Below are 25234 nucleotides of genomic sequence, written 5' to 3' on the forward strand. Positions count from 1 at the left end.
CAGCGGCCGGGTGGGCCGGGTCAGCGGCCGGAGCGGACCAGGCGGTCGTGCCAGGCCAGCGCGGCCGGGTCGGTGAGCGAGGCGACCTGGTCGACGACCACCCGCAGCCGGGCGGCGTCGGAGCCGGCGGCCCGCCACAGCGGCGCGAAGACCGGGTCGAGCGCGTCGGGCGCCCGGTCGGCCAGCACGCCGACCAGTTCGGCCAGGATCTCCCGCTGCCGGTCGTAGCGGGCCCGGGCGTCCGGCCGGCGCATCACGTACCGCCAGGCGATCCCCTTGAGCAGGGCGCACTGGGCCCGGATCCGGCGGGGCACCACCAGGTCGGCGGCGTAGCGGCGGTGCGGGCCGGGGCCGAACCGCTCCCGGGTGGCGGCCACCACGCCGGCGACGAACCGGCCGGTGAGCACGCTGGTGGTCGTCTTCAACGCGACCTGCGCGCGGTGGCTGCCGTCGTAGCCGGCGAGGCGGGCGAGCACCGGCTCGTCGAGCAGGTCGACCAGCACCTCGCCCAGGTCGGCCGGGGACTCGCCGGAGTACACGGCGGCCACGTCCACGCAGAGGGCGGCCCGTTCGTCCGGGTCGTCGAGCAGCGGGCGCAGCGAGAGGTACCCGCCGTGGATGCCGTCCTCGACGTCGTGCACCGAGTACGCCACGTCGTCGGACCAGTCCATCACCTGCGCCTCCAGGCAGCGACGGGCGCCGCCGTCCGGCACGCCGGCCCGCAGCCAGTCGAAGACCGGCCGGTCGTCGGCGTACACGCCGAACTTGCGCTGCCCGGGACGCCGGGGCCAGGGGTACTTGCTGACCGCGTCGAGCGAGGCCCGGGTGAGGTTCAGCCCGGCGGGCGCGCCGTCCGGGCCGAGCACCTTGGCCTCCAGCCGGGTCAGCACCCGCAGCGTCTGGGCGTTGCCCTCGAACCCGCCGCAGTCGGCGGCCAGCCGGTCGAGGGCGTCCTCGCCGTTGTGCCCGAACGGCGGGTGCCCGAGGTCGTGGGCGAGGCCGGCGGTGTCCACCACGTCCGGGTCGCAGCCCAGCCGGGCGCCCATCTCCCGGGCGATCTGGGCCACCTCCAGCGAGTGGGTCAGCCGGGTACGCAGGAAGTCGTCGGTCCCGGCGACGTGCACCTGGGTCTTCGCGGCGAGCCGGCGGAAGGCGGCGGAGTGCAGCACCCGGGCCCGGTCCCGCTCGTACGGCGAGCGGCCGTGGCCGGTGTCCTTCGGCGTCTCCTCGACGAAGCGCCGGGCGTCGGCGGGCTCGTCGTGGACGCGCCGGGCGTCGGCGGGCTCGTCGTGGGGCGGGCCGGCGACCGGCGCGTCGGACGGCTCGACCGGCACGTCAGCCCTGCTGCCGCAGCACGCAGAACTCGTTGCCCTCGGGGTCGGCGAGCACCGTCCACGGCACGTCGCCCTGGCCGATGTCGACGTGCCGGGCGCCCATGTCGACCAGTCGCTCCACCTCGGCCTCCAGGTCGGCGGGGCGCAGGTCGATGTGCAGCCGGTTCTTGGTCTGCTTGTCGTCGCCGACCGGCACGAAGACGATGCCGGGCAGCCGCTCGGCGGACTGCCGGATCTCCACCTCGTCCGGCTTCTCGGTGACCACCTGGTAGCCCAGCGCCTCGGCCCACCAGCGGGCCAGCCGGGCCGGATCGCGGGCGTCGACGGTCAAGCTTGCCCAGACGCTGGTCATGCGGCCACCCTTCGCCGGTCGTACGCAACTCGTCGCGGGAGCCAGGTTACGCCGCGCGGTCGAGGTCGGCGCGGCGGCGAACAGCGCGCGACGGGTCCGCAACCCGCCGATCAGTCGAGAGTTGCCGCCCGAGAGCCGACCGTAACGGGATCGCGGGGCAGGCATGGCTTTCGGTAACGTGCCGGGAGCGGTACGTGAGGACGCGACGATCGGGGGACGCTCGTGCACGTTGACACGGTGACGGAGACGGAGCTGCGAGGACTGCGCCGGCGTCGGCCGGAGGTAACCGGCGCGGTGCTGGCCGGGCGCGACGGGCTGCTCATCTCCAGCGACCTGCCGGCGACCGACGCCACACACCTGGCGGCGCTCGCCGCGGTGAGTTACGGGGTGGGGCACCAGGTCGCCGACACGGTACGCGGCGGCAGCTTCCGCGAGGCGGTGGTGCACACCTCCACCAGCTGCGTGATCACCTATCCGGCCGGGCGGCACGCGCTGCTCACCCTGGTGACCGAGGCGGGCACCGACCTGGAGGGTCTGCACGAGGAGGCGCGGGCGGTGGCCGAGCGGGCCGGCGCGGCGGTCGACTCGCAGCGGGTCGGCGCGACGCCGGTGCCCGAGGTGCACGCGGTGCTGACCACGCGTACCCCGGTGGGCGCGCTGGCCCGGCGGCGTCCGGGCGCCACGACCGACTGGGGCCGCTCGCCCCTGTAGGGCGTGTGTCGAGGTCCCTGGCGGCCCGCGGCGGGCCACCCGCCCGAGGAACGCGTCGGCGGTGGCTCCGGGCAGTGCCCGGTGCCACCGCCGACGACCTGCTCAGCGGCTGTCGGAGCCGTCCGTCTCGACGGCCGCGCGACCGGCCTCCAGCCGGGCCACCGGGACCCGGAACGGCGAGCAGGAGACGTAGTCCAGCCCGACCTCGTGGAAGAAGTGCACCGAGTCGGGGTCACCGCCGTGCTCGCCGCAGACGCCGAGCTTCAGCTCCGGACGGGCCGCCCGACCCTCCTCGGCGGCGATGCGGACCAGCCGGCCGACGCCGTCACGGTCGATCGACTCGAACGGCGAGATGCCGAAGATGCCCAGTTCGAGGTAGCGCCAGAAGAACGCGCCCTCGACGTCGTCGCGGGAGAAACCCCAGCCCATCTGGGTGAGGTCGTTGGTGCCGAAGGAGAAGAACTGCGCCGCCTCGGCGATCTGGCCGGCGGTCAGCGCCGCCCGGGGCACCTCGATCATCGTGCCGATCAGCACCTCGACGCCGCTGTCCCCGACCACCTCGGCGATGATCTTCTCGGCCTCGGCGCGTACCGTCTCCAGCTCCTGCACCGCCCCGACCAGCGGGACCATGATCTCCGGCCGGGCCACCGCCCCGGCGCGGGTGACGGTGACCGCGGCCTCCGCGATCGCCCGGACCTGCATGGCGAACAGACCCGGGATGACCAGGCCGAGGCGGACGCCGCGCAGGCCCAGCATCGGGTTCTCCTCGTGCATCCGCCGGACGGCGGCGAGCAGCGCCTCCTCCTGGGCCACGTCCTCGCCGCGTTCCTGGGCGACGGCGACGTTGACCGCGAGCTGCTCCAGCGGCGGCAGGAACTCGTGCAGCGGCGGGTCGATCAGCCGGACGGTGACCGGCAGCCCGTCCATCTCCCGGAAGATCTCCTCGAAGTCGGCCCGCTGCAACGGCAGCAGCGCGGCGAGCGCCGACTCCCGCTCGTCGTCGGTGCGGGCCAGGATCAGCCGCTCGACCAGCTCCCGCCGGTCGCCGAGGAACATGTGCTCGGTGCGGCACAGGCCGATGCCCTCGGCGCCGAACCGCCGCGCCCGCGCCGCGTCGGCGCCGGTGTCGGCGTTGGTCCGGACCAGCAGCCGCCGCCGGGCGTCGGCGTGCGTCATGATCCGGTGTACGGCCCGGACCAGCGCGTTGTCGATGTGCTCCGGGTCGAGGCTGCCCTCGAAGTACTGCACCACCTCGGACGGCATGACCGGCACCTCGCCGAGGTAGACCTTGCCGGTGGTGCCGTCGATGGAGACGACGTCACCCTCGACCACGGTCTGCCCGCCGACCGTGAACCGCTTCGCCGGGACGTCCACCTCCAGCTCGTCGGCGCCGGAGACGCAGGTCTTGCCCATGCCCCGGGCGACCACGGCGGCGTGGCTGGTCTTGCCGCCGCGCGAGGTGAGGATGCCCTGGGCGGCGATCATGCCGTTGAGGTCGTCGGGGTTGGTCTCCCGGCGGACCAGGATCACCGACTCCCCCTCGGCGGCCAGCTCGACCGCGCGGGCGGAGGTGAAGACGACCTTGCCGGACGCCGCGCCCGGCGAGGCCCCGATGCCCTTGGCGACGGGCTGGAAGTCGTGGTCGAGGCGGAACCGGGGGAACATCAGCTGGGCGAGCTGCGCGCCGTTGACCCGGTGCAGCGCCTCGTCCAGGTCGATCAGGCCCTCGTCGACGAGCTGGCCGGCGATGACGAACGCGGCGGCGGCGGTGCGCTTGCCGACCCGGGTCTGCAGCATCCAGAGCTTGCCGCGCTCGATGGTGAACTCGATGTCGCAGAGGTCGCGGTAGTGCCCTTCCAGGCGGGCCATGATGTCGAGCAGCTCGTCGTACGACTTCTTGTCGAGCTGCTCCAGCTCCTGCAACGGGACGGTGTTGCGGATGCCGGCGACGACGTCCTCGCCCTGGGCGTTGGCGAGGTAGTCGCCGTAGATGCCCTGCGCGCCGCTGCCGGGGTCGCGGGTGAAGGCGACGCCCGTGCCGGAGTCGGGGCCGAGGTTGCCGAAGACCATGGAGACCACGTTGACCGCGGTGCCGAGGTCGGCCGGGATGCGCTCCTGGCGGCGGTAGAGCACGGCGCGCTCGGCGTTCCACGACTCGAAGACGGCGCGGATGGCGAGGTCGAGCTGCTCGCGCGGCTCCTGCGGGAACTCCCGCCCGGTGTGCTTGGCGAAGATCTTCTTGTACGCGTCGACCAGCCCGCGCAGGTCGTCCGCGTCGAGGTCCAGGTCGTTCTTCGTACCCTTGGCGCGCTTGGCCTCGTCGAGGGCCTCTTCGAACTCCTCGCCGGGCACCTCGCAGACGGTCTTGCCGAACATCTGGATCAGACGGCGGTAGGAGTCCCAGGCGAAGCGGTCGTTGCCGCCGGCCTGCGCGCTGAGCCCGACCACGCTGCGGTCGTTGAGGCCGACGTTGAGGACGGTCTCCATCATGCCGGGCATGGAGAACTTGGCGCCGGAGCGGACGGATACCAGCAGCGGGTCGTCCGGGTCGCCGAGCCGGCGGCCCATCTCCCGCTCCAGGGCCTCCAGGTGCGCCTCGATCTGGTCGGCCAGCCCGTCGGGCTCCCGACCGGTGGCCAGGTACGCCTTGCACGCCTCGGTGGTGATGGTGAAGCCGGGCGGGACCGGCAGGCCGAGATTGGTCATCTCGGCCAGGTTGGCCCCCTTGCCGCCGAGCAGGTCCTTGAGTTCCTTGTTGCCCTCGGCGAAGTCGTAGACGTACTTGCGATCGACCGTCTCTTGCGCTGCCACCAGAGCCTCCCACGCGCGCCGGATTGACACTTAACGAAGGTTCAGTTTGCTGGTACCCCGGGGCCGACCGCCGGTAATCCCGGCGTCGTCAGCGATCGGTGGGCGAAGGTTAAGCGAACATCGGGTGGCCTGGCACCGTTCGTGACGATAGGCACAGCCATCACGACTATCCGCGTTCGTGGTGGTTTCTGGGAACGCTTCCACGCGCACGATCACGCAATTCCCGGCCCCCCTCGTACCCTTGACGGCGCTGGATCCGCTGAACCTGACCTTTGCCATATCCATCGCAAATACACCCCGGAGCCGTCGCCGTGCCGACCACCCCGTCCACCAGCCCCGAGACCGGCCAGGAGCCCGCCGGCCTGCCCGTCCACCGGCCGTCCGCCGCCGACCTGGCGCGGGTGGCCGCGCGGGCGGCCGGCGAACTGCTCGCACCCCCGGCGCCGGCCCGGCTCGGCGACGTGGTGCCGGCCCCCACGTCGGTCGCCGCGGACCCGGCGGCCGACTTCACCCTCCCCGCCGACGCCGTGATCCGGGTCAGCGCCGACGCGGCCGCCCGGGACGTGGCCGGACAGCTCGCGGAGCTGCTGCGCCCGGCCACCGGCTGCCCGCTCCCGGTCACCGAGCTGCCGCACGGCGGTGACGGCGACGGGCTGACGCTCACCCTGACCGGTGTCACGCCCGACGCCGGCCCGCGGGCGGTCGCCGCCGGCACGGAGGCGGCCGACACCGCCGCGCCGGCCACCGGGGGGCAGGCCCGCACGACGACCGGGCCCACCGCCGACGACCTCGGCGACGAGGGGTACCGCCTGGACGTCACGCCCGCCTCGGTACGGATCACCGCCGGCAGCGCCGCCGGCCTCTTCCACGGCGTGCAGACGCTGCGGCAGCTCCTGCCGGCGGCGATCGAGAGTCCCACCCCGGTCGACGCGCGCTGGGTGGTGCCCGGCGGCGTGATCGTCGACCGGCCGCGCTTCCCCTACCGGGGCGCGATGCTCGACGTGGCCCGGCACTTCTTCCCCGTCGCCGACGTGCTGCGGGTGATCGACCACCTGGCCCGGTACAAGCTCAACCACCTGCACCTGCACCTCACCGACGACCAGGGCTGGCGGATCGCGGTCGACTCCTGGCCCGCGCTGGCGCCGGTGGGCGGGGCCACCGAGGTGGGCGGCGGCCCCGGCGGGCACTACACCGCCGCGGACTACCGGCGCATCGTCCGGCACGCCGCCCGCCGGCACGTGACGGTCGTCCCCGAGATCGACCTGCCGGGCCACACCAACGCGGCGCTCGTCGCGTACCCGGAGCTGGCGCCGGGCAAGGTCGCGCCGCCGCCGTACACCGGCACCGAGGTCGGCTTCAGCTACGTCGACCCGGCCGACGAGCGGACGTACGACTTCGTCGCCGACGTGCTCGGCGAGGTGGCCGCCCTCACCCCGGGCCCGTGGCTGCACATCGGCGGCGACGAGGCGTTCAAGGTCAAGGGCGCCGCGTACACCGGCTTCGTCGAGCGGGCCCAGCGGATCGTCGCCGCCACCGGCAAGACCGTGGTCGGCTGGCACCAGATCGCCCCCGCCGCGCACACCGCCGGGCGGGTGCTCCAGTGGTGGGGCACCAACGGCGACGACCCGGAGACCGCCGAGGCGGTACGTCGGGGCGCCCGGCTGATCCTCTCCCCCGGCAACCACGCCTACCTCGACATGAAGTACGCCCCGGACACCCCGATCGGGCACGACTGGGCCGGCCTGGTCGACGTGCGCCGGGCGTACGACTGGGACCCGGGCGCGCACCTGACCGGGGTGCCGGCGGGGGAGGTGCTCGGAGTGGAGGCCCCGCTCTGGACCGAGTCGGTCACCACGCTGGCGGAGGTCGAGTTCATGTTCTTCCCCCGGCTGCCCGCCCTCGCCGAGCTGGGCTGGTCACCCCGGTCCACCCACGACTGGGCCGGGTTCCGCGACCGGCTGGCCGGACACGGGCCCCGCTGGAGCACCGCCGGCATCGCCTTCCACCGCTCCCCCGAGGTGCCCTGGCCGGTCGAGCGGGCCGACGGCGACCGACAGCCCGCGCACGCCGTCCCCACCCAGCCCGGCCCGGACGCCGCCGAGACGCCGGCCCCGACTTCGGCCACCGCTGACGGGTGACCGCGTGGGCCGGCCATCGGCCGAGCCTCACCGGTGCGCGATCGGTCATCGGCCGATCCTCGCCGGGGTGGTGGCGTCGGTCACCGCCGGGCGCGGTCGCGCAGCACCGACGCGGTGTGCTCGTCGGCCGGGTAGAACGACTCGATGGACAACTCGGCCAGGGTGACGTCCAGGGGCGTGCCGAATGTCGCGATGGTGCTGAGGAAGGCCAGCTCCCCGGACTCGTGACGCAGCCGCAGCGGCACCACGATCTCGCCCGGGCCGGGCAGCTCGATCTCCGGTTCCGGGCTGTCGCACGGGTAGTCGCGCAGCTCCGCCTCCAGGGCGGCCAGTTCCGCGTCGCCGGTCAGCTCGACCTGGCGGGCCAGCCGGCTCAGCAGGTGCCCGCGCCACTCGCCGAGGTTGGCGATGTGCGGCGCGAGCCCGTCGGGGTGCAGGCTGACCCGCAGCACGTTCGCCGGCGCGGCCAGCAGCTCCGGCGCGGCCAGGTCGGTGAGGAGCGTCAGGCTGGAGTTGGCGGCGACCAGGTTCCAGCCCCGGTCGACCACCACCGCCGGGTACGGCTCGTGACCGGTCAGCACCTGACGCACGGCGGCGCGGACCGCCGCCATCTGCGGCGCGTCCAGGTCGTTCTCCGGGTACACCGGGGCATAGCCCGCCGCCAGCAGCAGCCGGTTGCGTTCGCGCAGCGGCAGGTCGAGCGGCCCGGCCAGTCGCAGCACCATCTCCCGGCTCGGCCTGGACCGTCCGGTCTCGACGAAGCTGAGGTGCCGGGTGGAGATCTCCGCCCGGATGGACAGCTCCAGCTGGCTGAGCCGGCGCAGCTCCCGCCATCGGCGCAGCGCCTCGCCCACCGTCGGCGCGGACGCGTGGACGGTGGCGGTCATCGCCGCCCCCGTCCCGCGCTCGTCGGTCGGAGTCGGAAACGGCGTGTGGTCGTCATGGTCCCCCGTCTCGGTCAGGTGGTGCGGTGCCCAGCGCCACTGTGCCGTGCGCCGGGGCACGCGTCGATTACCTGCCGGGTAATCGCCGACGGGCCGGTCCACCGCCACCGGCCGTTACCCGCCAGATAATCGACACCCTCCGCCGGGCGGTGCGAGGGTTCTCGCCGTCAGCAACCGACGAAGGGAGCACCCGATGAGCGCACACTCCCACCTGGTCGACCGTTACCTCGCCGTGTGGAACGAGCCGGACGCCGAGGCCCGGGCGGCGGCCGTCGCCTCGCTCTTCACCCCGGACGCCACCTACACCGACCCGCTGGCGGCGGTACGCGGCCACCAGGAGATCACCGCCGTCGTCACCGGGGTCCGGGACACCTTCCCGGGGCACGTCCTGCGCCGGCACGGCATCGTGGACGGGCACCACGACGTGGTCCGGTTCGGCTGGGAGCTGGTGGCCGCCGAGGGCGGCGACCCGGTGGTCGTCGGCTTCGACGTGGCGGTCTGCGACCCGGACGGCCGGGTGCGTGTCGTGCACGGTTTCCTGGACAAGGTGCCCACGCCGGTCTGATCCGGCATCCACGGGTTCCCCGCCCGGGCCGGTGGGCGAAACCCCTCGCCCGACCGGTGCCACCGGCCGGAACACCCGTCCACGAATTCCCCGACCGGACCGCCCCGCACCCCTCACGCCGCCCGCCCACCGTGTCGATCAAGAGGTTTGGGTAGGTCCGACGCACGATTCCGTACCCAAACCTCTTGATCAACGGGGTGAGCACGTGGGCCGGAGCGCGGGGTGGGGTGGTTGTGTGGTGGGTGGGGTGATTGTCCGGTCTGACCTGCGGGATCCCGTGGTGGGGGCCACCCCGGTGGCGGAATCGGCGGCGGGGTGGGGGCGTTGTACATGGCATAACCACCGGCGCTCCCCGCACGGCACAGCTGCCGGAGCGGCCGGGCAACGTGGGCACACTCGGCAGGCCGAGGAATGCAGGCGTCGCCGGCTCGGTTACATCCCCGGGAGCCCCGCGTAGTGGAGTGCAGGTGCCGCCGGTTGGGTCACCCCCCGGGCACCAGACACCCGGCCTGCGGAATGCGGGCCCCACCGGACGGGTTACCTCCCCCGGACACCGAGGCCCCGCCCCGGAATGCGGGCCCGGCCAGCGTGGTTACATCCCCCGGGACACCGAGACACCCGGCCTGCGGAATGCGGGACCGGCCGGATCGGTTACATCCCCCTGGACACCCGAGCAGGCACCGCCGCCAGGGTCCCCCCGGACCCCGCGCAGGCACCGCCGCCGGACCGTCCCCCTCAAACTTCCCCCCTTCGCGGCACACCGCCCCCCAGCGCTGCCGCACCTCCCCCGAACGCAGAAGGAGCATCCCCATGCGTACCGACATCCTGCGCAAGACCGCCCTGACCGCCCTCACCATCACCGCCACCACCGGCGGCATCGCCGCCCCCGCCCTGGCCGCCCACGCCGCCCCGGCCGACAAGCCCGCGGCGCAGGCCGAGCGCAAGCCCAACGGCGAACGACAGCTCAAGGTCGACTACCAGGCCCAGCCCAACTTCTACTACTGCGGCCCCGCCGCCGCCCGCAACGCCCTCAGCGTCCAGGGCAAGGACATCGACGTCGACGCCATGGCCAAGATCATGGGCACCACCGAGAACGGCACCAACAGCATCAACGACATCACCCCCGTCCTGAACAAGGAAACCGGCAAGACCGACGCCTACCGCAGCGTCGAGATCAAGACTCCGAAGGCCGACACCAAGCAGACCGACACGATGCGCGCCGACATCGTCGCCGCCATCAACGACGGCCACGCCATCGTCGCCAACATCGCCGGCACCGCCACCGACACCAACGGCGGCGTGCACTCCTTCGAAGGCGGCCACTACATCAGCGTCACCGGCTACCGCGACAACGGCCACACCGTCACCATCGCCGACTCCGCCAACCCGAACACCGCCAGCTACGAGATGGACATCGACACCCTCGCCGACTGGACCGCCACCCGCGGCTACGCCCACTGACCCACCACGACAAGGGCCGACCCCCACCCAGGGGTCGGCCCTTTCGTCGTACCCGGGGTCAGCCGCCCGAGTCAGCCAGCTCCGCGCCCTCGGGGACGGTGTCGTCGTCCCGGCTGGCCAGCCAGCCGTCCGGCAGGAAGACCTTGCCCGGGGAGTTCGTCCGGCCACGCGGCTGGCCGAGGGTCTCCACCGGGAACGGCACGGTCGGGTCGAGCTTGCCGAGCAGGTCGTCGAGCTGGGCCAGGCTGTCGATCATCGCCAGCTCACGGCGCAGCTCGCTGCCGACCGGGAAGCCCTTCAGGTACCAGGCGACGTGCTTGCGGAAGTCGGTGCAGCCGTCCCGCTCGCCCCGCGCCGGCGTACGCGACCCGGCGGTGAACTGGTCGACCAGCAGCTCGGCGTGACGGCGCATGGTCGCGGCGACCTCACCGAGCTGCGGCAGCCGCCGCTCGGGGCGGCCGTTGAAGGCGGCCTCCAGATCGGCGAAGAGCCACGGCCGGCCCAGGCAGCCGCGCCCGATCACCACGCCGTCCACCCCGGTGTGCGCGACCATCCGCAGCGCGTCGTCGGCCTCCCAGATGTCGCCGTTGCCGAGCACCGGCACGTCGAGGGCCTGCTTGAGGGTGGCGATGGCGTCCCAGTCCGCCGTGCCCGAGTAGCGCTGCGCGGCCGTCCGCCCGTGCAGGGCGACCGCCGCGACCCCGGCGTCCTGGGCGGCGAGCCCCGCCTCGACGTACGTCAGGTGCTCGTCGTCGATGCCCTTGCGCATCTTCACGGTGACCGGCACCCCGGCGGGTGACGCGGCGTCCACCGCGGCCTTCACCAGCCGGGCGAAGAGTCGCCGCCGCCACGGCAGCGCCGAACCGCCGCCCTTGCGGGTCACCTTCGGCACCGGGCAGCCGAAGTTCAGGTCGATGTGATCGGCGAGGTCCTTCTCGACCACGATCCGCACCGCCTTGGCGGTGATCTCCGGGTCGGTGCCGTAGAGCTGGAGGCTGCGCGGCTGCTCGTTCTCCCCGAAGGCGATCATGCGCAGCGTCTTGGGGTTCCGCTCCACCAGCGCGACGGTGGTGATCATCTCGCAGACGTAGATGCCGCCGCCCTGCTCTCGGCAGAGCTGCCGGAAGCCGACGTTGGTGATGCCGGCCATCGGGGCGAGCACCACCGGCGGCCACACCTGGTGCCGCCCGAGGGTGAGCGGGCGGAGCGCGACGGGAGCGGCGGGAGCAGTCACGTACCCAAGAATCCCATGCCCGCGACGGTGGCCCGGCCGCCGGTGGCCGGCCGCCGCCGCGATGGTGAGCGAACTCGCACCGCGACGGCGACGGCGGACGGGTCAGACGGTGCCCGGGTTCGACAGGATCAGGCCGGAGACGTCCACGATGACCGACGTCGCGGCGTTGACGTGGAGCGCGAAGCACAGCGGTCGGCCGTTGTGGCTGCCGAGCCGCACCTCGACCAGGTTGGAGAGGATCTGGTTCGGCCCCCACCAGTTCAGCGACGAGGTCCTCGGCCGGGCGATCGAGGAGCTGTACGCGGTCAGCACGCCGGCCGAGACGGTGCCCGCCACGGTGATGTTGACGTAGGCGGTGGTGGCCCGCTCGGCCAACGCCGGCGGCACGTTCTGCAGGGTCAGGTGGATCACCTGGCCGGCGTTGAGCCTGCCGGAGCTGACCACCGAGGTGGAGCTGACGATGTGCGGGGCGTAGGTCGCCAGCGACCGGGTGTCCAGGATCCGCTGCGGCCGGACGGCCATCGTCCGGTTCGCCCAGCGGGAGGTGCTGACGTACGCCTTCCGGCCGCCCTGTCCGCCGATCACCAGGTCGCCGACCGGGGTGACGGCGAGCGAGCCGGTGGGCAGCTCCGCCGGGAGGTGCTCCTCGTTGGTGGGCCCCAGCCGCAGCGGGTCTGCCGAGCCGAGCGCCAGCGTCGGGTTGCTCTCCGAACCCCCGACCAACTCGGTCTCCGCCGTGCCGGCGTCGTTGACCTGCCCGATCAGCACCGGCTCCCCGGCGTCGGCGTGCGCCGGGGCGGCGACCAGCGCCGTCGCGCCGAGCCCGGCACCCGCCGCGACGCCGGTGGCGATGATCCGCCGGCGGGTGCTCGACGAGGACTCCTCGCTGGTCATGTCCCTGCTCTCCTCGGCCGAACGGTCACGCGCCACCCTGCACCCCCTGGTCGTCGGCGACGCCGGCACGCGGGTCACTCGTGGTCGCGGTCTTCGGGTTGTTGATCGACACGTACTCCGGGTGGGCGACCAGCAGGCCGGTGACGTCGAGGATCACCGCGGCGGCGCTGCGCTGCACCCGGATGCGGACCACGTCCGGCTCCTCGCCGGAGGCCATGACCTGGGTGATCACCCCGTTGGAGAGCAGCTGACCGGCGGTCCACCAGTTGATGGTGGAGGCCGACGGGAGCGGGCCGCCGCCCCAGACCGTGGCGAAGCCGCCCTTCTCGGTCTTGGCGACGGTGACGTTGCCCAGCAGGCCCTCGACGTCGTACGCGATCCCGGCCAGGGTCACCACCAGCTCGGTCTCGGCCGGCGCCCGACCCTGCGCGTCGATCCGGTCGCCGCCCTGGACCAGCCGGGCCCGCCCCTCGGCGCTGCGGGTGTCGAGCACCCGGGTCGGCGGGATCGGCACGAGCATGCTGGCGTTCGCCGTGGTCAGCGTCGTGTGCCGGGTGCTGCCGTCGGAGACGCTCAGGCCGTACGGGCTCGGCGCGACGGTGCCGGCGGGTGCGGTGGGGCCGCCGGTGGCCCCGGGCGTCCCCAACCGCAGCGTCGGGCCGTCCGGGTTGCGCAGCACCAGGGTGGCGCCCCCGTTCGGGGCAGCGCCGCGGACGGTCGTGGTGGCGCCCTGGTTGGTCCCGCCGAGCTTGACCGGCGTGCCGGCGGCGGCGGCCGGCGTGGCGTTGGCGGCCGTGGCGGCGGTGGCGGCGACCGCCGCGCCGCCGGTGACGGCGGCGCGGCGCAGCAGGCCACGCCGCGACGTGGAACGGTCGGACGTCATCTCATTCCCCCGTGACGTGGTGGGTCGCCGGGCCGGCGACGTGGGCGTGGAACCGCCGGGCCATCAGCCCTCGTCCTTGAGCAGCACCTGGTGCGGGTGGCCGACCAGCAGGCTGGTCATGTCCACGATCACGTGGGTGGGCGAGGCGGTGGCCTGGAGGGTCAGCACGCTGCGGAACGACCCGAAGGCCCCGAGCTGGCTGAACAGGAAGTTGGACAGGATGGTGCCCGCGGTCGACCAGTTCACCGTGGACGCCGTCGGCTTGGCGCCGCTGCCCCACACGGTGAGCACCCCCGCCCCGGTCATGCCGACCACGGTGACGTTGCCCTTGACCGCGTAGCCGTCCCGGACGTAGGCGTCGAGGGCGAGCACCACCGGCACGCCCGGCTGGAGCCGGCCGTTGGCGTCCAGCGCGCCGGAGACGAGGTTGCGCCGCAGGTTGACGTCGCGGGTGTCGAGGACCCGGGTGGGCGGGACGGCGACGGAGGTGGTGGCCCACTCGCTCGTCCACACCCAGCCGCTGGTCTCGGCCCGGTCGGTCCGGACGTACAGGCCGCGCTCCTGGTCGACGGCCACGGTCCCCGGCGCGGCGTTCAGCGTGGCCGCCGCGGAGAGCGCGCCGGGCACCAGCCGCAGCGGCGCGCCGGAGCCGTTCGCCAGATGCAGCGGGGTCTGCCCGGCGTCGTGCAGCAGCGTGGTGCTGGCGGCGCCGGCGTCGTTGGTCGTACCCAGGACGAGGTCGCCACCCGGGGCCGCCTGGGCGGTGCCCGGCAGGCCCACCGCGGCGACCACGCCCGCGCCCGCGCCACCTGCGGCGACCGTGGCGGCGCGGCGCAGCAGGCGCCGCCGCTCCGGGTCGTGGTCAGAGTCCTGTTGCGGCGTCATACGCACACCCCCGTGACGAGATTCGACGCCGAATGCTCGCACGAGATCAGGTACCGCTCAACCAGCCGTCCGGTGCGTAGACGGCGACGGCCCCGCCCGCGGATGGCGGGACGGGGCCGTCGACGGCGTCGCTCAGCAGCCGGGCAGGCGCTCGATCAGGTAACGCTCCACCTGGTCCAGGGAGACCCGCTCCTGGGCCATGGTGTCCCGGTTGCGCACGGTCACCGCGTCGTCGTCGAGGGTGTCGAAGTCGACGGTGACGCAGAACGGGGTGCCGATCTCGTCCTGCCGGCGGTAGCGGCGGCCGATCGCCTGCGAGTCGTCGAACTCGACCACCCAGCGCTTGCGCAGCTGCGCGGCGAGGCCCTTGGCCTTCGGCGAGAGCGCCTCGTTGCGCGACAGCGGCAGCACCGCCACCTTGACCGGGGCGAGCCGCGGGTCGAAGCGCATCACGGTGCGCTTGTCCACGCCGCCCTTGGTGTTCGGCGCCTCGTCCTCGTCGTACGCCTCGAGCAGGAACGCCAGCACCGCGCGGGTGAGGCCGGCGGCCGGCTCGATGACGTACGGCAGCCAGCGCTCCTGCTTCGTCTGGTCGAAGTAGGACAGGTCGACGCCGGAGTGCTTGCTGTGCGTGGCGAGGTCGAAGTCGGTCCGGTTGGCGATGCCCTCCAGCTCGGCGAACTCGCTGCCGCCGAACCGGAACCGGTACTCGATGTCGACGGTGCGCTTCGAGTAGTGGGAGAGCTTCTCCTTCGGGTGCTCGTACAGGCGCAGGTTGTCCGCCGACAGGCCGAGGTCGAGGTACCAGTTCCAGCGCTCCTGGAGCCAGTACTCGTGCCACTGCTCGTCCGAGCCCGGCTCGACGAAGAACTCCATCTCCATCTGCTCGAACTCGCGGGTGCGGAAGATGAAGTTGCCCGGGGTGATCTCGTTGCGGAACGACTTGCCGGTCTGCGCGATGCCGAACGGCGGCTTCTTGCGGGCGACCGTCTCGACGTTCTTGTAGTTGACGAAGATGCCCTGGGCGGTCTCCGGGCGCAGGTAGTGCAGGCCCTCGTCGCTCTCCACCGGGCCGAGGAAGGTCTTCATCAGACCGTTGAACATCTTCGGCTCGGTGAAGGTGCCCTTGTTGCCGCAGTTCGGGCAGTTCAGCTCCTGCAACGAGGTCAGCGGCTTGCCGTGCTTCTCGGCGTACGCCTCCTCGAGGTGGTCGGCGCGGAACCGCTTGTGGCAGGACTGGCACTCGGTGAGCGGGTCGACGAACTCGGCGATGTGGCCGCTGGCCTCCCAGACCTTGCGGGCCAGGATGACCGCGGAGTCCAGGCCGACGACGTCGTCGCGCTGCTGGACCATGCTCTTCCACCACTGCCGGCGGACGTTCTCCTTCAACTCCACGCCGAGCGGACCGTAGTCCCACGCCGACCGGGTGCCTCCGTAGATCTCGCTGGAGGGGAAGACGAAGCCTCGGCGCTTGGCGAGGCTGACGACGGCGTCGATACGGTCGGCTGGCATGTTTCCTCCTACGCCGACTGGCGGTCGGCGGGGACGTGACGTGGATGGAACGGAACAGTTCGGGACAACGGTACGACCAGCGGCACCCCGAGCCCAGCAGAATACCGGGGTCGGGTCAGTTGACCCCGCAGACCTCCAGCCCGGCCGTCTGCTGGTCGGGGGCGAGGGTCACCGTCTGCACGTCCTGCCCGCCACCGCTGAAGGTCACGTCGACCGGCACGGTGAGCGTGTTGGGATCGACGTCGCCGATCCGGTACGAGGCCACCGCCGGCTCGTCGGACACCCGCCGGGCGAACTCGCGGCGCGACTCGCGCCGCTGGGCGGAGTCGCAGAGCGTGTCGTACGCCTTGCCGTACTCCTTGCGCACCAGCGCGCCGTAGTAGGCGTCGGTGATCGCCTCGCCCTGCTCCTCGGTAGCCTGGATGCTGCTCACGGTCAGCCCGACCAGGGCCGTGCCGCCCCCGCCGCAGCAGATCAGCAGCGCCAGCGCGCCGGCCCCGAGCCCCAGCCAGAGCCGCTTGCGACTGCCCTCGGTGGGCGGCGCGGCGAACGGCGGGGCGACCCCCGGGCCTTGTGGCGGGGTGGGCACGCCGTCGGCGGACGGCGGGGCCTCGCCCCGGCCGGGCATCTCGGGGTACGGCGACGGTGCTGCCGGGCCGGGTGCGGTCATAGGAGCAGGGTAGTGCCCGCCGTCGCGCCGGTGCCCCCGCGCGCCCCGATCACCGGCGCGGGCGCCACGCCCGGTCACCGGTGCGGGTGGGTGGCCCGGTCGCTGGCGGCCACCACGACCTCGCCGGCCGGGGCGGCGCTGGCCAGCGTCTCGTACGCCGACGGCTCGTCGATCGACTCGGCGAGCAGCGGCACGGCGGCGATCTTGACGTCGAAGCCGCCCAGCCCCCGCCGGTACGCCCCGACCGACTCCCACTCGGTGAGCAGGCACCAGTGCCGTGGGTCGTCGAGTGCCCGCAGCAGTTCGCCGCGCAGGTAGCCGGGGCGGGCGGCGAGCGCGGCGAGCGCGGCGTGCGCCCGGGCGACGAAGTCGTCGGCGACATCGACGTCGACCACGAACCGGTTGGTCACCTGCACCGGGTTCCTCCTCGTAGAGTCTGTGGGATGCAGCGTACGCAGAACCCTGTGCTGGCCCGGCTGGCCCGGGCGAACCCGACCTCGGTGTTCCTCGCCACGCTGGTGCTGGTGCTGGTGGCCCTCTTCGCGCCGGGGCCGGTCGGCGGGGTGCTGCTGCTGGCGCTCGCCGCCGGGCTGGTCTGGCTGATGGTGGTCACCTGGCCGGTCCAGGCCCCCCGCACCCGGGTGGTGCGGCTGCTGATGCTGACCCTGTTGATCGCCGTGGCGCTGGCCAAGCTGCTCTGACATGCAATCATGCGTTTTTGACAATCATTCTCGTTCTCACGGAGAGTTGATGTCATGAACATCCGCTCCGCTCCGCGCGCCCTGGCCGCCGTCACCGCCCTGCTCGCCCTCGGCGGCACCGCCGCCTGCTCGTCCGCCGGCGCCGGCGCCGGCGCCGACCCGCAGCGGGTCGACGTGGTGGCCGCCTTCTACCCGTTGCAGTTCCTCGCCGAGCGGATCGGCGGCGACGCGGTCACGGTGAGCAACCTGGTCAAGCCGGGCGCGGAGCCGCACGACCTGGAACTCAACCCGGGCCAGGTGGGGCAGGTCACCGAGGCGGAGCTGGTCGTCTACCTCAAGGGCTTCCAGCCGGCGGTGGACGAGGCCGTCGCGCAGAACGCCGGCGACCGGGCCTTCGACGTGTCGACCGTGCAGCCGCTGCTGACCGCCGCGCAGGCCGGCCACGACCACGACCACGAGGGCGAGGGCGAGGGTGAGGCCGGTCACGCCGAGGAGGAGGCCGGCGGCCCCGACCCGCACCTCTGGCTCGACCCGACCCGGCTGGCCACCGTCGGCGACAAGCTGGCCGCCCGGCTCGGCGCGGCCGACCCGGATCGGGCCGCCGACTACACCGCCCGGGCCACCGCGCTCCGTGGTGAGCTGGAGAAGCTCGACGCCGAGTTCACCGCCGGGCTGAAGACGTGCCAGCGCCGGGAGATCGTGGTGAGCCACACCGCCTTCGGCTACCTGACCGAGCGCTACCGGCTGGAGCAGGTCGGCATCGCCGGGCTCAGCCCGGAGAACGAGCCCAGCCCGAAGCGGCTGGCCGAGGTCGCCGAGGAGGCCCGGGAGCACAAGGCCACCACGATCTTCTTCGAGACGCTGGTCAGCCCCAAGGTCGCCAAGACCATCGCCACCGAGGTCGGCGCGAAGACCGCCGTGCTGGACCCGCTCGAAGGGCTGTCGAGCGACAACGGCGGGGACTACCTTTCGGTGATGCGTACCAACCTGCAGACCCTGAGGACGGCGTTGAGCTGCTCGTGACACCACCTGTCATCACCGTCGCGCACGGGGTGGTCGGCTACGACGGCCGCCCCGTGCTGCGTGACGTCTCGCTGTCCGTGACCGCCGGTGAGGTGGTCGCCGTCCTCGGCGCCAACGGCTCCGGCAAGTCCACCCTGATCCGCGCCGTGCTGGGCCTGGTGCCGCTGGCCGCCGGCTCCGTCGAACTCTTCGGCACCCCGCTGCGCCGGTTCCGGCAGTGGCGGCGCATCGGGTACGTGCCGCAGCGCCTCGGCGCCGGCGGTGGCGTACCGGCCACGGTGCGCGAGGTGGTGGCCTCCGGGCGGCTGGCCCGCCGGGGCGTGCTGCGCCCGCCGGGACGCGCCGACCGGGAGGCCGTCGAGGAGGCGCTGCGCGCCGTCGGGCTCGCCGACCGGGCCGGCGACCCGGTCGCCACCCTCTCCGGCGGCCAGCAGCAACGCACCCTGATCGCCCGGGCGCTGGCCGGACGGCCGGAGCTGCTGGTGCTCGACGAGCCCACCGCGGGCGTCGACGCGGCCAGCCAGGAGGCGTTCGCCGGGGCGCTGCGCGACTTCGTCGACGGTGGTGGCACCGTGCTGCTCGTCGCACACGAGCTGGGACCGCTGCGCCCGCTGATCAGCCGGGCGGTCGTCGTCCACCAGGGTGGCATCGCCCACGACGGCGCGGTGCCCGAGCCCGCCGGGCACCACGCCGAGCCCGATCACGACCACGTGCACCCGCACGGTCCCGACGAGCCCGCCGGGCTGTGGAGCAGCTGATCATGGAACTCTTCCAGTACCCCTACATGCAGCGCGCGCTGATCGGCGCGCTGGTCATCGGCCTGGCCGCCCCCGCGCTCGGCATCTACCTGGTGCAGCGGCGGCTGGCCCTGATCGGCGACGGCGTCGGACACGTGGCGCTGACCGGGGTCGGCGCGGGACTGCTGCTCAACCGCTCCCCGGTGCTGGTGGCGGTGCTGGTGGCGACCCTCGGCGCGGTCACCATCGAGCTGGTCCGGGCCCGGGGGCGCACCTCCGGCGACCTCGCGCTGGCGCTGCTCTTCTACGGCGGCATCGCCGGCGGCGTGATGCTCGTCGGGCTCTCCGACGCCACCAGCACGAACCTCAACGCGTACCTCTTCGGGTCGCTGACCACGATCTCGCCGCAGGACCTGACCACCATCGCGGTGCTCGGCGCGGCGATCCTCGTCACCATGCTGGCGCTGCGCCCCGCGCTCTTCGCGGTCTGCCACGACGAGGAGTACGCGAAGGTCTCCGGGCTGCCGGTGCGGACGTTGAACCTGCTGCTGGCGGTCGCCACCGCGGTCACCGTGACCATCGCCATGCGGGCCGTCGGCGTGCTGCTGATCAGCGCCCTGATGGTGGTCCCGGTGGCCACCGCCCAGCAGGTCACCCGGGGGTTCCGCAGCACCATGACCGCCGCGATGGCGCTCGGCCTCTTCGCCGCCGGCGCCGGGGTCTGGGTGGCGGCGACCGCCGACACCGCCCCGGGCGCCTCGGTGGTGCTGCTGGCCATCGCCTCGTTCCTGGTGGTGGCGGTCGCCGCCGCGGCCTGGCGGGTGCTGCGCCGCCGGGCCACGCCCGCCGCCGCGCCGACCCCCGAACCGCACGAGGTCGTCCTGCGTTGACGCCGCCCCGCAGTCCGTCGGCGGTATTGGTTACCGTTGCAGGGTGACCGTCACCAACGGATACGACGCCTACGAGGGCGCGGGCGACCTGCTGCGCGCCCTCTCGGCCCCGATCCGGCTGGCGATCGTGAGCGAACTCGCGCAGGGTGAGCGGTGTGTGCACGAGCTGGTGGAGAAGCTCGGCGCCCCGCAGCCGCTGGTCTCCCAGCACCTGCGGGTGCTGCGGGGCGCCGGCGTGGTACGCGGCTCCCGGCGCGGCCGGGAGATCGCGTACGCCCTGGTCGACGAGCACGTCGCGCACATCGTGGCGGACGCGGTCAGCCACGCCGGGGAGGGATCGTGAACGAGCGCGGCGAGTGGGGAATCCGGCGGCCTCGACCGCTCGACGGCCGCGGGGAGGCGGGGACATGAGCGAGACAGCGGCGCTGCGGAACACCCGGCAGCGCACGGCGGTGAGCACCCTGCTCGCCGAGGTGGAGGGCTTCCACAGCGCGCAGGACCTGCACGCCATGCTGCGGGACCGGGGCGAGCGGGTCGGGCTCACCACCGTCTACCGCACCCTCCAGGGGCTCGCCGACGCGGGCGAGATCGACGTGATGCGCCCGCCGGGCGGTGAGCACCTCTACCGGCGGTGCAGCGAGGGGCACCACCACCACCTGGTCTGCCGGGCCTGCGGCCGTACGGTCGAGGTGGCCGGCCCGGCGGTGGAGACCTGGGCCGAGCGGGTGGCGGCCCAGCACGGCTTCTCCGACGTCAGCCACACCATGGAGATCTTCGGCACCTGCCCGCAGTGCGCCGGCTGACCGACGAGGGATGCCGGGCGGGGCGTGCCGTGACACGCTGTCCGGCGTGAAGATCTACGCTGATCGCTTCCCCGTCTTCCTCCGTCAGCTGCTCACCGACCTGCTCGTGGCCGTCTGGGTGTACGCCGCGATCCGCTTCGCCCTGTGGCTGCACGACCTGGTGCAGCGGCTCGCCGTACCCGGTCGGAAGCTGGAGGGGGCGGGCGGCGGTCTCGCCGACAACCTGGCCGACGCCGGCGGCAAGGTCGGCCGGGTGCCGCTGGTCGGCGACGAGCTGACCGCGCCCTTCACCCGGGCCGCGGACGCCGCCCGCTCGGTCGCCGAGGCGGGCCGCGACCAGCAGGAGCTGGTCGGCCAGCTCGCCCTGGCGTTGAGCGTCGCGGCGCTGGTCTTCCCGCTCGGGCTGGTGCTGTTCGGCTGGCTGCCGCTGCGGGTGCGGTGGATGCGCCGGGCGTCCTCGGCGAAGGCACTCGCCGCCGCGCCGGCCGGACGGGACCTGCTGGCCCTGCGCGCCCTGGTCGGGCAGCCGCTGCGGAAGCTGACGACGATCGATCCGGACGTGGCCGAGGGGTGGCGGCGCGGCGACGACGCCACCGTCGACGCGCTCGCCGCGCTGGAGCTGCGTCGACTCGGCCTGCGGAGCGGCCGCTAAGGTCGTCGGGTGTTCTACTTCCTGGTCGTCATCGCCGCCCTGTTGCTCGGCTACGCCGCCGTGCTGGTGACCTTCGTCCGCAAGGGGCGCAAGATCCCGCCCGCGGCGTACCTGGGGCTGGCCGCGCTCAACGGGCTCATCCTGGCCGCCGTGCTGGCCTGGGCGATCGCCCGCTGACCCGGCCGCCGGCGGGGTCGTCGGGCGGGCCCGGCCGCGCGGTGCGGCAGGTGACGGTGTCCGGGCGGTCGGAGACCGTCACCTGCCGCGCTCCGCGTCGGTCCGGGCCGCAGCGCCGCCCGAGGTCGGCGCTGCGGCGGGACGCGCCGCCCGAGGTCAGCGCTGCGGCGGGATGCGGCGACGCACGTCCTCGGCGGTGGAGGGGCCGGCCTGCCAGCGCGCCACCCAGGGGGCGTCGGCCGGCGGGGTGATCACGCCCGCCTCCAGCCCGGCGTACCGGCCGGCGAGGATGCGCTTCGCGGCGGCCACGTCGACGGAGTCGGTGTTCTGCCACAGGGCGGTGAAGAGCTGCTCGACCCGGACCCGGGCCTGGCGGCAGAACAGGTCGGCCAGCTCGACGTTCTCCGGGCGGGTGTCCTTCTCCGCGTACGCCCGGACGCAGACCGCGCTCATCGCGAACAGCTCCGCGCCGATGTCCACCACCCGGCCCAGGAACGCCTGCTTGCGCTCCATCTTCCCCTGCCAGCGGGACATCGCGTAGAAGGTGGAGCGGGCCAGCTTGCGGCTGTACCGCTCGACCTGGCGCAGGTGGCCGGCGAGCGGCCCGAACTCGCCGTACGCGTTCGGGCTCTGGCCCCGGCCGACGGCGAGGGTGGGCAGCCACTTGGCGTAGAAGGCGCCGGCACGCACCCCCGCCTTCGCCTTGCGGCCGAGGCCGGCGTCCGGGTCGATGATGTCGCCGGCGACCGAGAGGTGGGCGTCGACGGCCTCCCGGGCGATCAACAGGTGCATGATCTCGGTCGAGCCCTCGAAGATCCGGTTGATCCGCAGGTCCCGGACGAGCTGCTCGACGGCGGCCGGGCGTTCGCCCCGCGCGGCGAGCGAGTCGGCCGTCTCGTAGCCGCGCCCGCCCCGGATCTGCACCAGCTCGTCGCCGATCTTCCAGGCCATCTCGCTGGCGTACAGCTTCACCAGCGCCGCCTCGATCCGGATGTCGTTGCGGTCGTCGTCGGCGAGCAGGCAGCACAGGTCGAGCATGGTCTCCATGCCGTACGTGGTGGCGGCGATGAAGGCCAGCTTCTGGGCGACCGCCTCGTGCTCGCCGACCGGCCGGCCCCACTGGACCCGGTCGGCGGCCCACTCCCGGGCCACGTTCAACGCCCACTTGCCCGCGCCCACGCACATCGCCGGCAGCGACAGCCGGCCGGTGTTCAGCGTGCTCAGGGCGATCTTCAGCCCCTTGCCCTCGCCGCCGATGACGTTCTCCTTCGGCACGAAGACGTCGTGGAAGCGGGTGAGGCTGTTCTCCAGGCCGCGCAGGCCGACGAACGCGTTGCGCCGCTCGACGGTGATGCCCTCGCTGTCGCCGTCCACCACGAAGGCGGTGATGCCGCCGCGTCGTCCCTCACCGGCCGGGACCCGGGCCATCACCACCAGCAGGGTGGCGACGGTGCCGTTGGTGGCCCAGAGCTTCACCCCGTTGAGCCGGTAGCCGGTGCCGTCGGCGGTCGGCTCGGCGACGGTGGCGAGCCGGGCCGGGTCGGAGCCGACGTCCGGCTCGGTGAGCAGGAAGGCGGAGACCTCACCGGCGGCCAGCCGGGGCAGGAAGGTCTGCTTCTGCGCGTCGGTGCCGAACATCTTCAGCGGCTGCGGCACCCCGATGGACTGGTGGGCGGAGAGCAGCGCCCCGATCGCCGGGCTGACCGAGCCGGCCAGCATCAGCGCCCGGCAGTAGTGCAGGTTGCTCAGGCCGAGCCCGCCGTACTTCCGGTCGATCTTCATGCCGAAGGCGCCGAGCCGGGCCAGCCCGTGGAAGACCTCGTCGGGGATGCGGGCGTCCCGCTCGATGGCGGCGCCGTCCACCTCGGAGCGCAGGTACGCCTCGAACTCGGTGAGGAACGCCTCGGCCCGCGCGTCGTCGGCCGGATCCGAGCGGGGCCACGGGTCGATCAGGTCCAGCCGGAACCGGCCGAGGAAGAGTTCCTTGCCGAAACTGGGCCGGTCCCAGGCCGCCTCCCGGGCCGCCTCGGCGACCTGGCGGGCCTCCTTCTCGGAGACCTGGCCCGCCTCGGCGGGCAGTGGCCCGGCGCCGTCGGCGGTGGATGGGTTGTGGTGCGTCGCGGTCACGGCTGCCCCCTCGAACCTCGGTCCGGATGCGTCAACGTGCTCGACACGAGCAACGCTACCCCCGGGTGTTACCCAGGGGTAGCGTCGTGTGCACGTCCGATTTCCCGGCCGATGACCGGCGCGGCGGGTCAGTCGCCGGCCAACGACCTCGGGTCGTCGTCATCGTCGTCGATGTCGTCCTCACCCCAGTTGCGGCGGGCGAACGGCAGGAACATCCAGAAGGTCAGGAACCACAGCGCGGTGATCCCGCTGAGCAGGAAGGCGATGCTCCGGTCGAGCACGAAGTCGGTGATCAGCAGCACCGCGCTGACCATCGAGATCAGCATGAAGGCGAGGCCGCCGCTGGCCATCCGGTGCGCGAAGCGGACCAGCTCCGGCTTGCGGCCCTGGCGGAAGAGCGCACGGTGGAAGGCGACCGGCGAGATGATCATCGCGGTGGCGGCGGCCGCCGACAGCAGCGCGACGATGTAGACGTCCTTCTGGAAGCCGCTCGTCCGGTCGAAGCCGGCGCTGAACGGCAGGGTGAGCAGGAAGGCGAAGAGGATCTGCACGCCGGTCTGCGCGACCCGCAACTCCTGGAGCAGGTCGGCGAAGTTGCGCTGCCAGCGCTGCTTCTCGGATTCCTTCGACACGCGCTACCTCCGGGTGAGACGGTACCGCCGGCCGGGCCGCGCCCGCCGGCAGCAACGCCTTTGCCCCCGGGCGTCCCGCGCGAAACCGGTTCACGATCGCCGCGCTCGCGCTCGGGGCGCCACCCCAGATCACGACTGCGGGGCTCGCAGACCCGGCTCACTCCTCGCGCTCACAGCGCCACCCCAGATCGCGACTGCGGGGCTCGCAGACCCGGCTCACTCCTCGCGCTCACAGCGCCACCCCAGATCACGACTGCGGGGCTCGCAGACCCGGCTCACTCCTCGCGCTCACGCCCCTCGGCGGATGCGGCCGGCGTAGCGGGCCTCCAGCCCGGCGTTGTGCTCGTCGCCGCCGGTGATGTTGGCCGACAGGTAGACCGGGGGCCGCACCCCGGCCGCGAGCAGCCGGGCCACCGTCTCGGCCACGATCTGCTGGGCCAGCAGGGCCGCCGTGATCGAGGAGACCGCGCCGACCGCGCCGCCGTCGGGCAGCGGCAGGGTCGCGTCGCCGTACGGGGCGCCGTTGTCCAGCACCACGTCGGCGAAGTCGGCGAGCTTGCGGCCGGACGGGTGGCGGGAGGTCATCCGGGCGGAGTGCCGGGCCGAGGTGATCGCGACCAACCCGTGGCCGCGCTCCTTGACCAGCGAGGCGAACTCCACCATCGCCCCGTTGACGCCGGAGTTGGAGGCGAGCACGAACACGTCGGTGGGGCGTACCGGGGCCAGCTCGTAGAGCCGGTGCGCCACGGCGGGATCGCGTTCCAGGTGCGGGCCGAGGATGTCGGCCGGTTCGCCACCGAGCAGCACCAGGTCGCGCAGCGCGATCCGGTTCGTCGGCACCAGGCCGCCGGCCCGCCCGGCGATCTCCATGGCGAGGGCCTCGGAGTGGCCGGTGCCGAAGGCGTGGATCACCCCGTCGGCCCGCAGCGCCCCGGCCAGCAGGTCGGCCGCCCGGCCCACCGCCTCCCGCTGCTCGGCGGCCACCCGACCGATCGTCTCCGTGACCACCGCCAGGTAGCCCTCGGCGCTCACCGTCATGCGTCCTCCGTCCGTTCGTCACTCTCGCCGATGCCCGGCCCGGCGGGTCCGCCGCAGGCG

The 25234-nt window shown here is 73.5% G+C and carries 26 protein-coding genes; 12 read left to right on the forward strand and 14 right to left on the reverse strand.

The annotated features are described in order from the left end of the window. Window positions 1–20 precede the first annotated feature (20 nt). The gene (locus GA0070614_RS09120; RefSeq protein ID WP_088975546.1) at window positions 21–1334 is read right to left on the reverse strand and encodes a deoxyguanosinetriphosphate triphosphohydrolase; all 1314 of its coding nucleotides are present in this window, start codon (window positions 1332–1334) and stop codon (window positions 21–23) included. A gap of 1 nt (window position 1335) precedes the next feature. Further along, the gene (locus GA0070614_RS09125) at window positions 1336–1686 is read right to left on the reverse strand and encodes a VOC family protein (protein WP_088975547.1); all 351 of its coding nucleotides are present in this window, start codon (window positions 1684–1686) and stop codon (window positions 1336–1338) included. 237 nt (window positions 1687–1923) lie between these two features. On the opposite strand from GA0070614_RS09125, the gene GA0070614_RS09130 reads away from it, so the two are divergent. Continuing rightward, window positions 1924–2397, forward strand: coding sequence for a roadblock/LC7 domain-containing protein (locus tag GA0070614_RS09130; protein WP_231933591.1), 474 nt, complete (start codon window positions 1924–1926; stop codon window positions 2395–2397). Between the two features lie 102 nt (window positions 2398–2499). Here GA0070614_RS09130 and ppdK read toward each other — a convergent pair whose 3' ends face one another. Beyond that, window positions 2500–5208, reverse strand: a complete 2709-nt coding sequence (gene ppdK, locus GA0070614_RS09135; protein ID WP_088975549.1) for a pyruvate, phosphate dikinase — start codon at window positions 5206–5208, stop codon at window positions 2500–2502. Window positions 5209–5519: 311 nt separating this feature from the next. Here ppdK and GA0070614_RS09140 point away from each other — a divergent pair, with 311 nt between their 5' ends. Further along, complete coding sequence (locus GA0070614_RS09140) at window positions 5520–7346, forward strand: beta-N-acetylhexosaminidase (protein WP_088975550.1); 1827 nt, start codon at window positions 5520–5522, stop codon at window positions 7344–7346. A gap of 80 nt (window positions 7347–7426) precedes the next feature. On the opposite strand, the gene GA0070614_RS09145 is transcribed toward GA0070614_RS09140, so the two are convergent. Next, window positions 7427–8233, reverse strand: coding sequence for a helix-turn-helix domain-containing protein (locus GA0070614_RS09145; protein WP_088975551.1), 807 nt, complete (start codon window positions 8231–8233; stop codon window positions 7427–7429). A gap of 250 nt (window positions 8234–8483) precedes the next feature. Between GA0070614_RS09145 and GA0070614_RS09150 the strand changes: the two genes are divergently transcribed. Continuing rightward, complete coding sequence (locus tag GA0070614_RS09150; RefSeq protein ID WP_088975552.1) at window positions 8484–8855, forward strand: nuclear transport factor 2 family protein; 372 nt, start codon at window positions 8484–8486, stop codon at window positions 8853–8855. Window positions 8856–9665: 810 nt separating this feature from the next. After that, window positions 9666–10316, forward strand: coding sequence for a C39 family peptidase (locus GA0070614_RS09155; RefSeq protein WP_088975092.1), 651 nt, complete (start codon window positions 9666–9668; stop codon window positions 10314–10316). A gap of 58 nt (window positions 10317–10374) precedes the next feature. On the opposite strand, the gene dusB is transcribed toward GA0070614_RS09155, so the two are convergent. The 7 genes from dusB to GA0070614_RS09190 all read right to left on the reverse strand — a co-directional run bounded on the left by dusB (window position 10375) and on the right by GA0070614_RS09190 (window position 16810). Next, the gene (gene dusB, locus GA0070614_RS09160; RefSeq protein ID WP_088975553.1) at window positions 10375–11550 is read right to left on the reverse strand and encodes a tRNA dihydrouridine synthase DusB; all 1176 of its coding nucleotides are present in this window, start codon (window positions 11548–11550) and stop codon (window positions 10375–10377) included. Window positions 11551–11652: 102 nt separating this feature from the next. Further along, window positions 11653–12444: a hypothetical protein gene (locus tag GA0070614_RS09165; protein ID WP_157744971.1), complete on the reverse strand. Its 792-nt coding sequence runs from the start codon at window positions 12442–12444 to the stop codon at window positions 11653–11655. Between the two features lie 25 nt (window positions 12445–12469). Beyond that, entirely contained in the window at window positions 12470–13327 is an 858-nt protein-coding gene (locus GA0070614_RS30530; protein ID WP_088975555.1) for a hypothetical protein, read from the reverse strand. A 63-nt stretch (window positions 13328–13390) separates the two neighbouring features. Then, window positions 13391–14212 carry a hypothetical protein gene (locus GA0070614_RS09175; protein WP_088975556.1) on the reverse strand — a complete coding sequence of 274 codons (822 nt, stop codon included), beginning with the start codon at window positions 14210–14212 and terminating at the stop codon, window positions 13391–13393. Window positions 14213–14344: 132 nt separating this feature from the next. Continuing rightward, window positions 14345–15724 (reverse strand): glycine--tRNA ligase, encoded by a 1380-nt coding sequence (locus tag GA0070614_RS09180; protein WP_088975557.1) that lies wholly within the window; start codon window positions 15722–15724, stop codon window positions 14345–14347. A gap of 115 nt (window positions 15725–15839) precedes the next feature. After that, a complete protein-coding gene (locus tag GA0070614_RS09185; RefSeq protein WP_088979331.1) occupies window positions 15840–16313 on the reverse strand; it encodes an Rv0361 family membrane protein in 474 nt (157 codons plus the stop codon). 155 nt (window positions 16314–16468) lie between these two features. Beyond that, a complete protein-coding gene (locus GA0070614_RS09190; RefSeq protein ID WP_088975558.1) occupies window positions 16469–16810 on the reverse strand; it encodes an antibiotic biosynthesis monooxygenase family protein in 342 nt (113 codons plus the stop codon). A gap of 27 nt (window positions 16811–16837) precedes the next feature. Between GA0070614_RS09190 and GA0070614_RS09195 the strand changes: the two genes are divergently transcribed. The 8 genes from GA0070614_RS09195 (at window position 16838) to GA0070614_RS30535 (ending at window position 21377) form a co-directional block, all read left to right on the forward strand. Next, window positions 16838–17095, forward strand: coding sequence for a DUF6703 family protein (locus GA0070614_RS09195; RefSeq protein WP_088975559.1), 258 nt, complete (start codon window positions 16838–16840; stop codon window positions 17093–17095). Window positions 17096–17149: 54 nt separating this feature from the next. After that, on the forward strand, window positions 17150–18118 hold the full coding sequence (locus GA0070614_RS09200; RefSeq protein WP_088975560.1) for a metal ABC transporter substrate-binding protein: 969 nt from the start codon (window positions 17150–17152) through the stop codon (window positions 18116–18118). Then, window positions 18115–18876 (forward strand): metal ABC transporter ATP-binding protein, encoded by a 762-nt coding sequence (locus GA0070614_RS09205; RefSeq protein WP_088975561.1) that lies wholly within the window; start codon window positions 18115–18117, stop codon window positions 18874–18876. Before GA0070614_RS09200 ends, GA0070614_RS09205 begins: the two co-directional genes overlap by 4 nt. Window positions 18877–18878: 2 nt before the next feature. Further along, entirely contained in the window at window positions 18879–19745 is an 867-nt protein-coding gene (locus GA0070614_RS09210) for a metal ABC transporter permease (RefSeq protein ID WP_088979332.1), read from the forward strand. Between the two features lie 43 nt (window positions 19746–19788). Next, window positions 19789–20088: an ArsR/SmtB family transcription factor gene (locus tag GA0070614_RS09215; protein WP_088975562.1), complete on the forward strand. Its 300-nt coding sequence runs from the start codon at window positions 19789–19791 to the stop codon at window positions 20086–20088. A 64-nt stretch (window positions 20089–20152) separates the two neighbouring features. Continuing rightward, window positions 20153–20548, forward strand: coding sequence for a Fur family transcriptional regulator (locus tag GA0070614_RS09220; protein ID WP_088975563.1), 396 nt, complete (start codon window positions 20153–20155; stop codon window positions 20546–20548). A 46-nt stretch (window positions 20549–20594) separates the two neighbouring features. Continuing rightward, the gene (locus tag GA0070614_RS09225) at window positions 20595–21200 is read left to right on the forward strand and encodes a hypothetical protein (protein WP_088979333.1); all 606 of its coding nucleotides are present in this window, start codon (window positions 20595–20597) and stop codon (window positions 21198–21200) included. 9 nt (window positions 21201–21209) lie between these two features. Then, window positions 21210–21377 carry a hypothetical protein gene (locus GA0070614_RS30535; RefSeq protein WP_172892399.1) on the forward strand — a complete coding sequence of 56 codons (168 nt, stop codon included), beginning with the start codon at window positions 21210–21212 and terminating at the stop codon, window positions 21375–21377. A gap of 156 nt (window positions 21378–21533) precedes the next feature. Here the strand turns inward: GA0070614_RS30535 and GA0070614_RS09230 are convergent, their stop codons facing one another. The 3 genes from GA0070614_RS09230 to GA0070614_RS09240 all read right to left on the reverse strand — a co-directional run bounded on the left by GA0070614_RS09230 (window position 21534) and on the right by GA0070614_RS09240 (window position 25174). Beyond that, window positions 21534–23504 carry an acyl-CoA dehydrogenase family protein gene (locus GA0070614_RS09230; protein WP_088975564.1) on the reverse strand — a complete coding sequence of 657 codons (1971 nt, stop codon included), beginning with the start codon at window positions 23502–23504 and terminating at the stop codon, window positions 21534–21536. A 128-nt stretch (window positions 23505–23632) separates the two neighbouring features. After that, a complete protein-coding gene (locus GA0070614_RS09235; RefSeq protein ID WP_088975565.1) occupies window positions 23633–24136 on the reverse strand; it encodes a DUF6328 family protein in 504 nt (167 codons plus the stop codon). Window positions 24137–24424: 288 nt separating this feature from the next. Continuing rightward, window positions 24425–25174, reverse strand: coding sequence for a sugar isomerase domain-containing protein (locus GA0070614_RS09240; RefSeq protein ID WP_088975566.1), 750 nt, complete (start codon window positions 25172–25174; stop codon window positions 24425–24427). Between the last annotated feature and the right edge of the window lie 60 nt (window positions 25175–25234).

This window comes from Micromonospora coxensis (assembly GCF_900090295.1).
In the GTDB taxonomy this organism is placed as follows: domain Bacteria; phylum Actinomycetota; class Actinomycetes; order Mycobacteriales; family Micromonosporaceae; genus Micromonospora; species Micromonospora coxensis.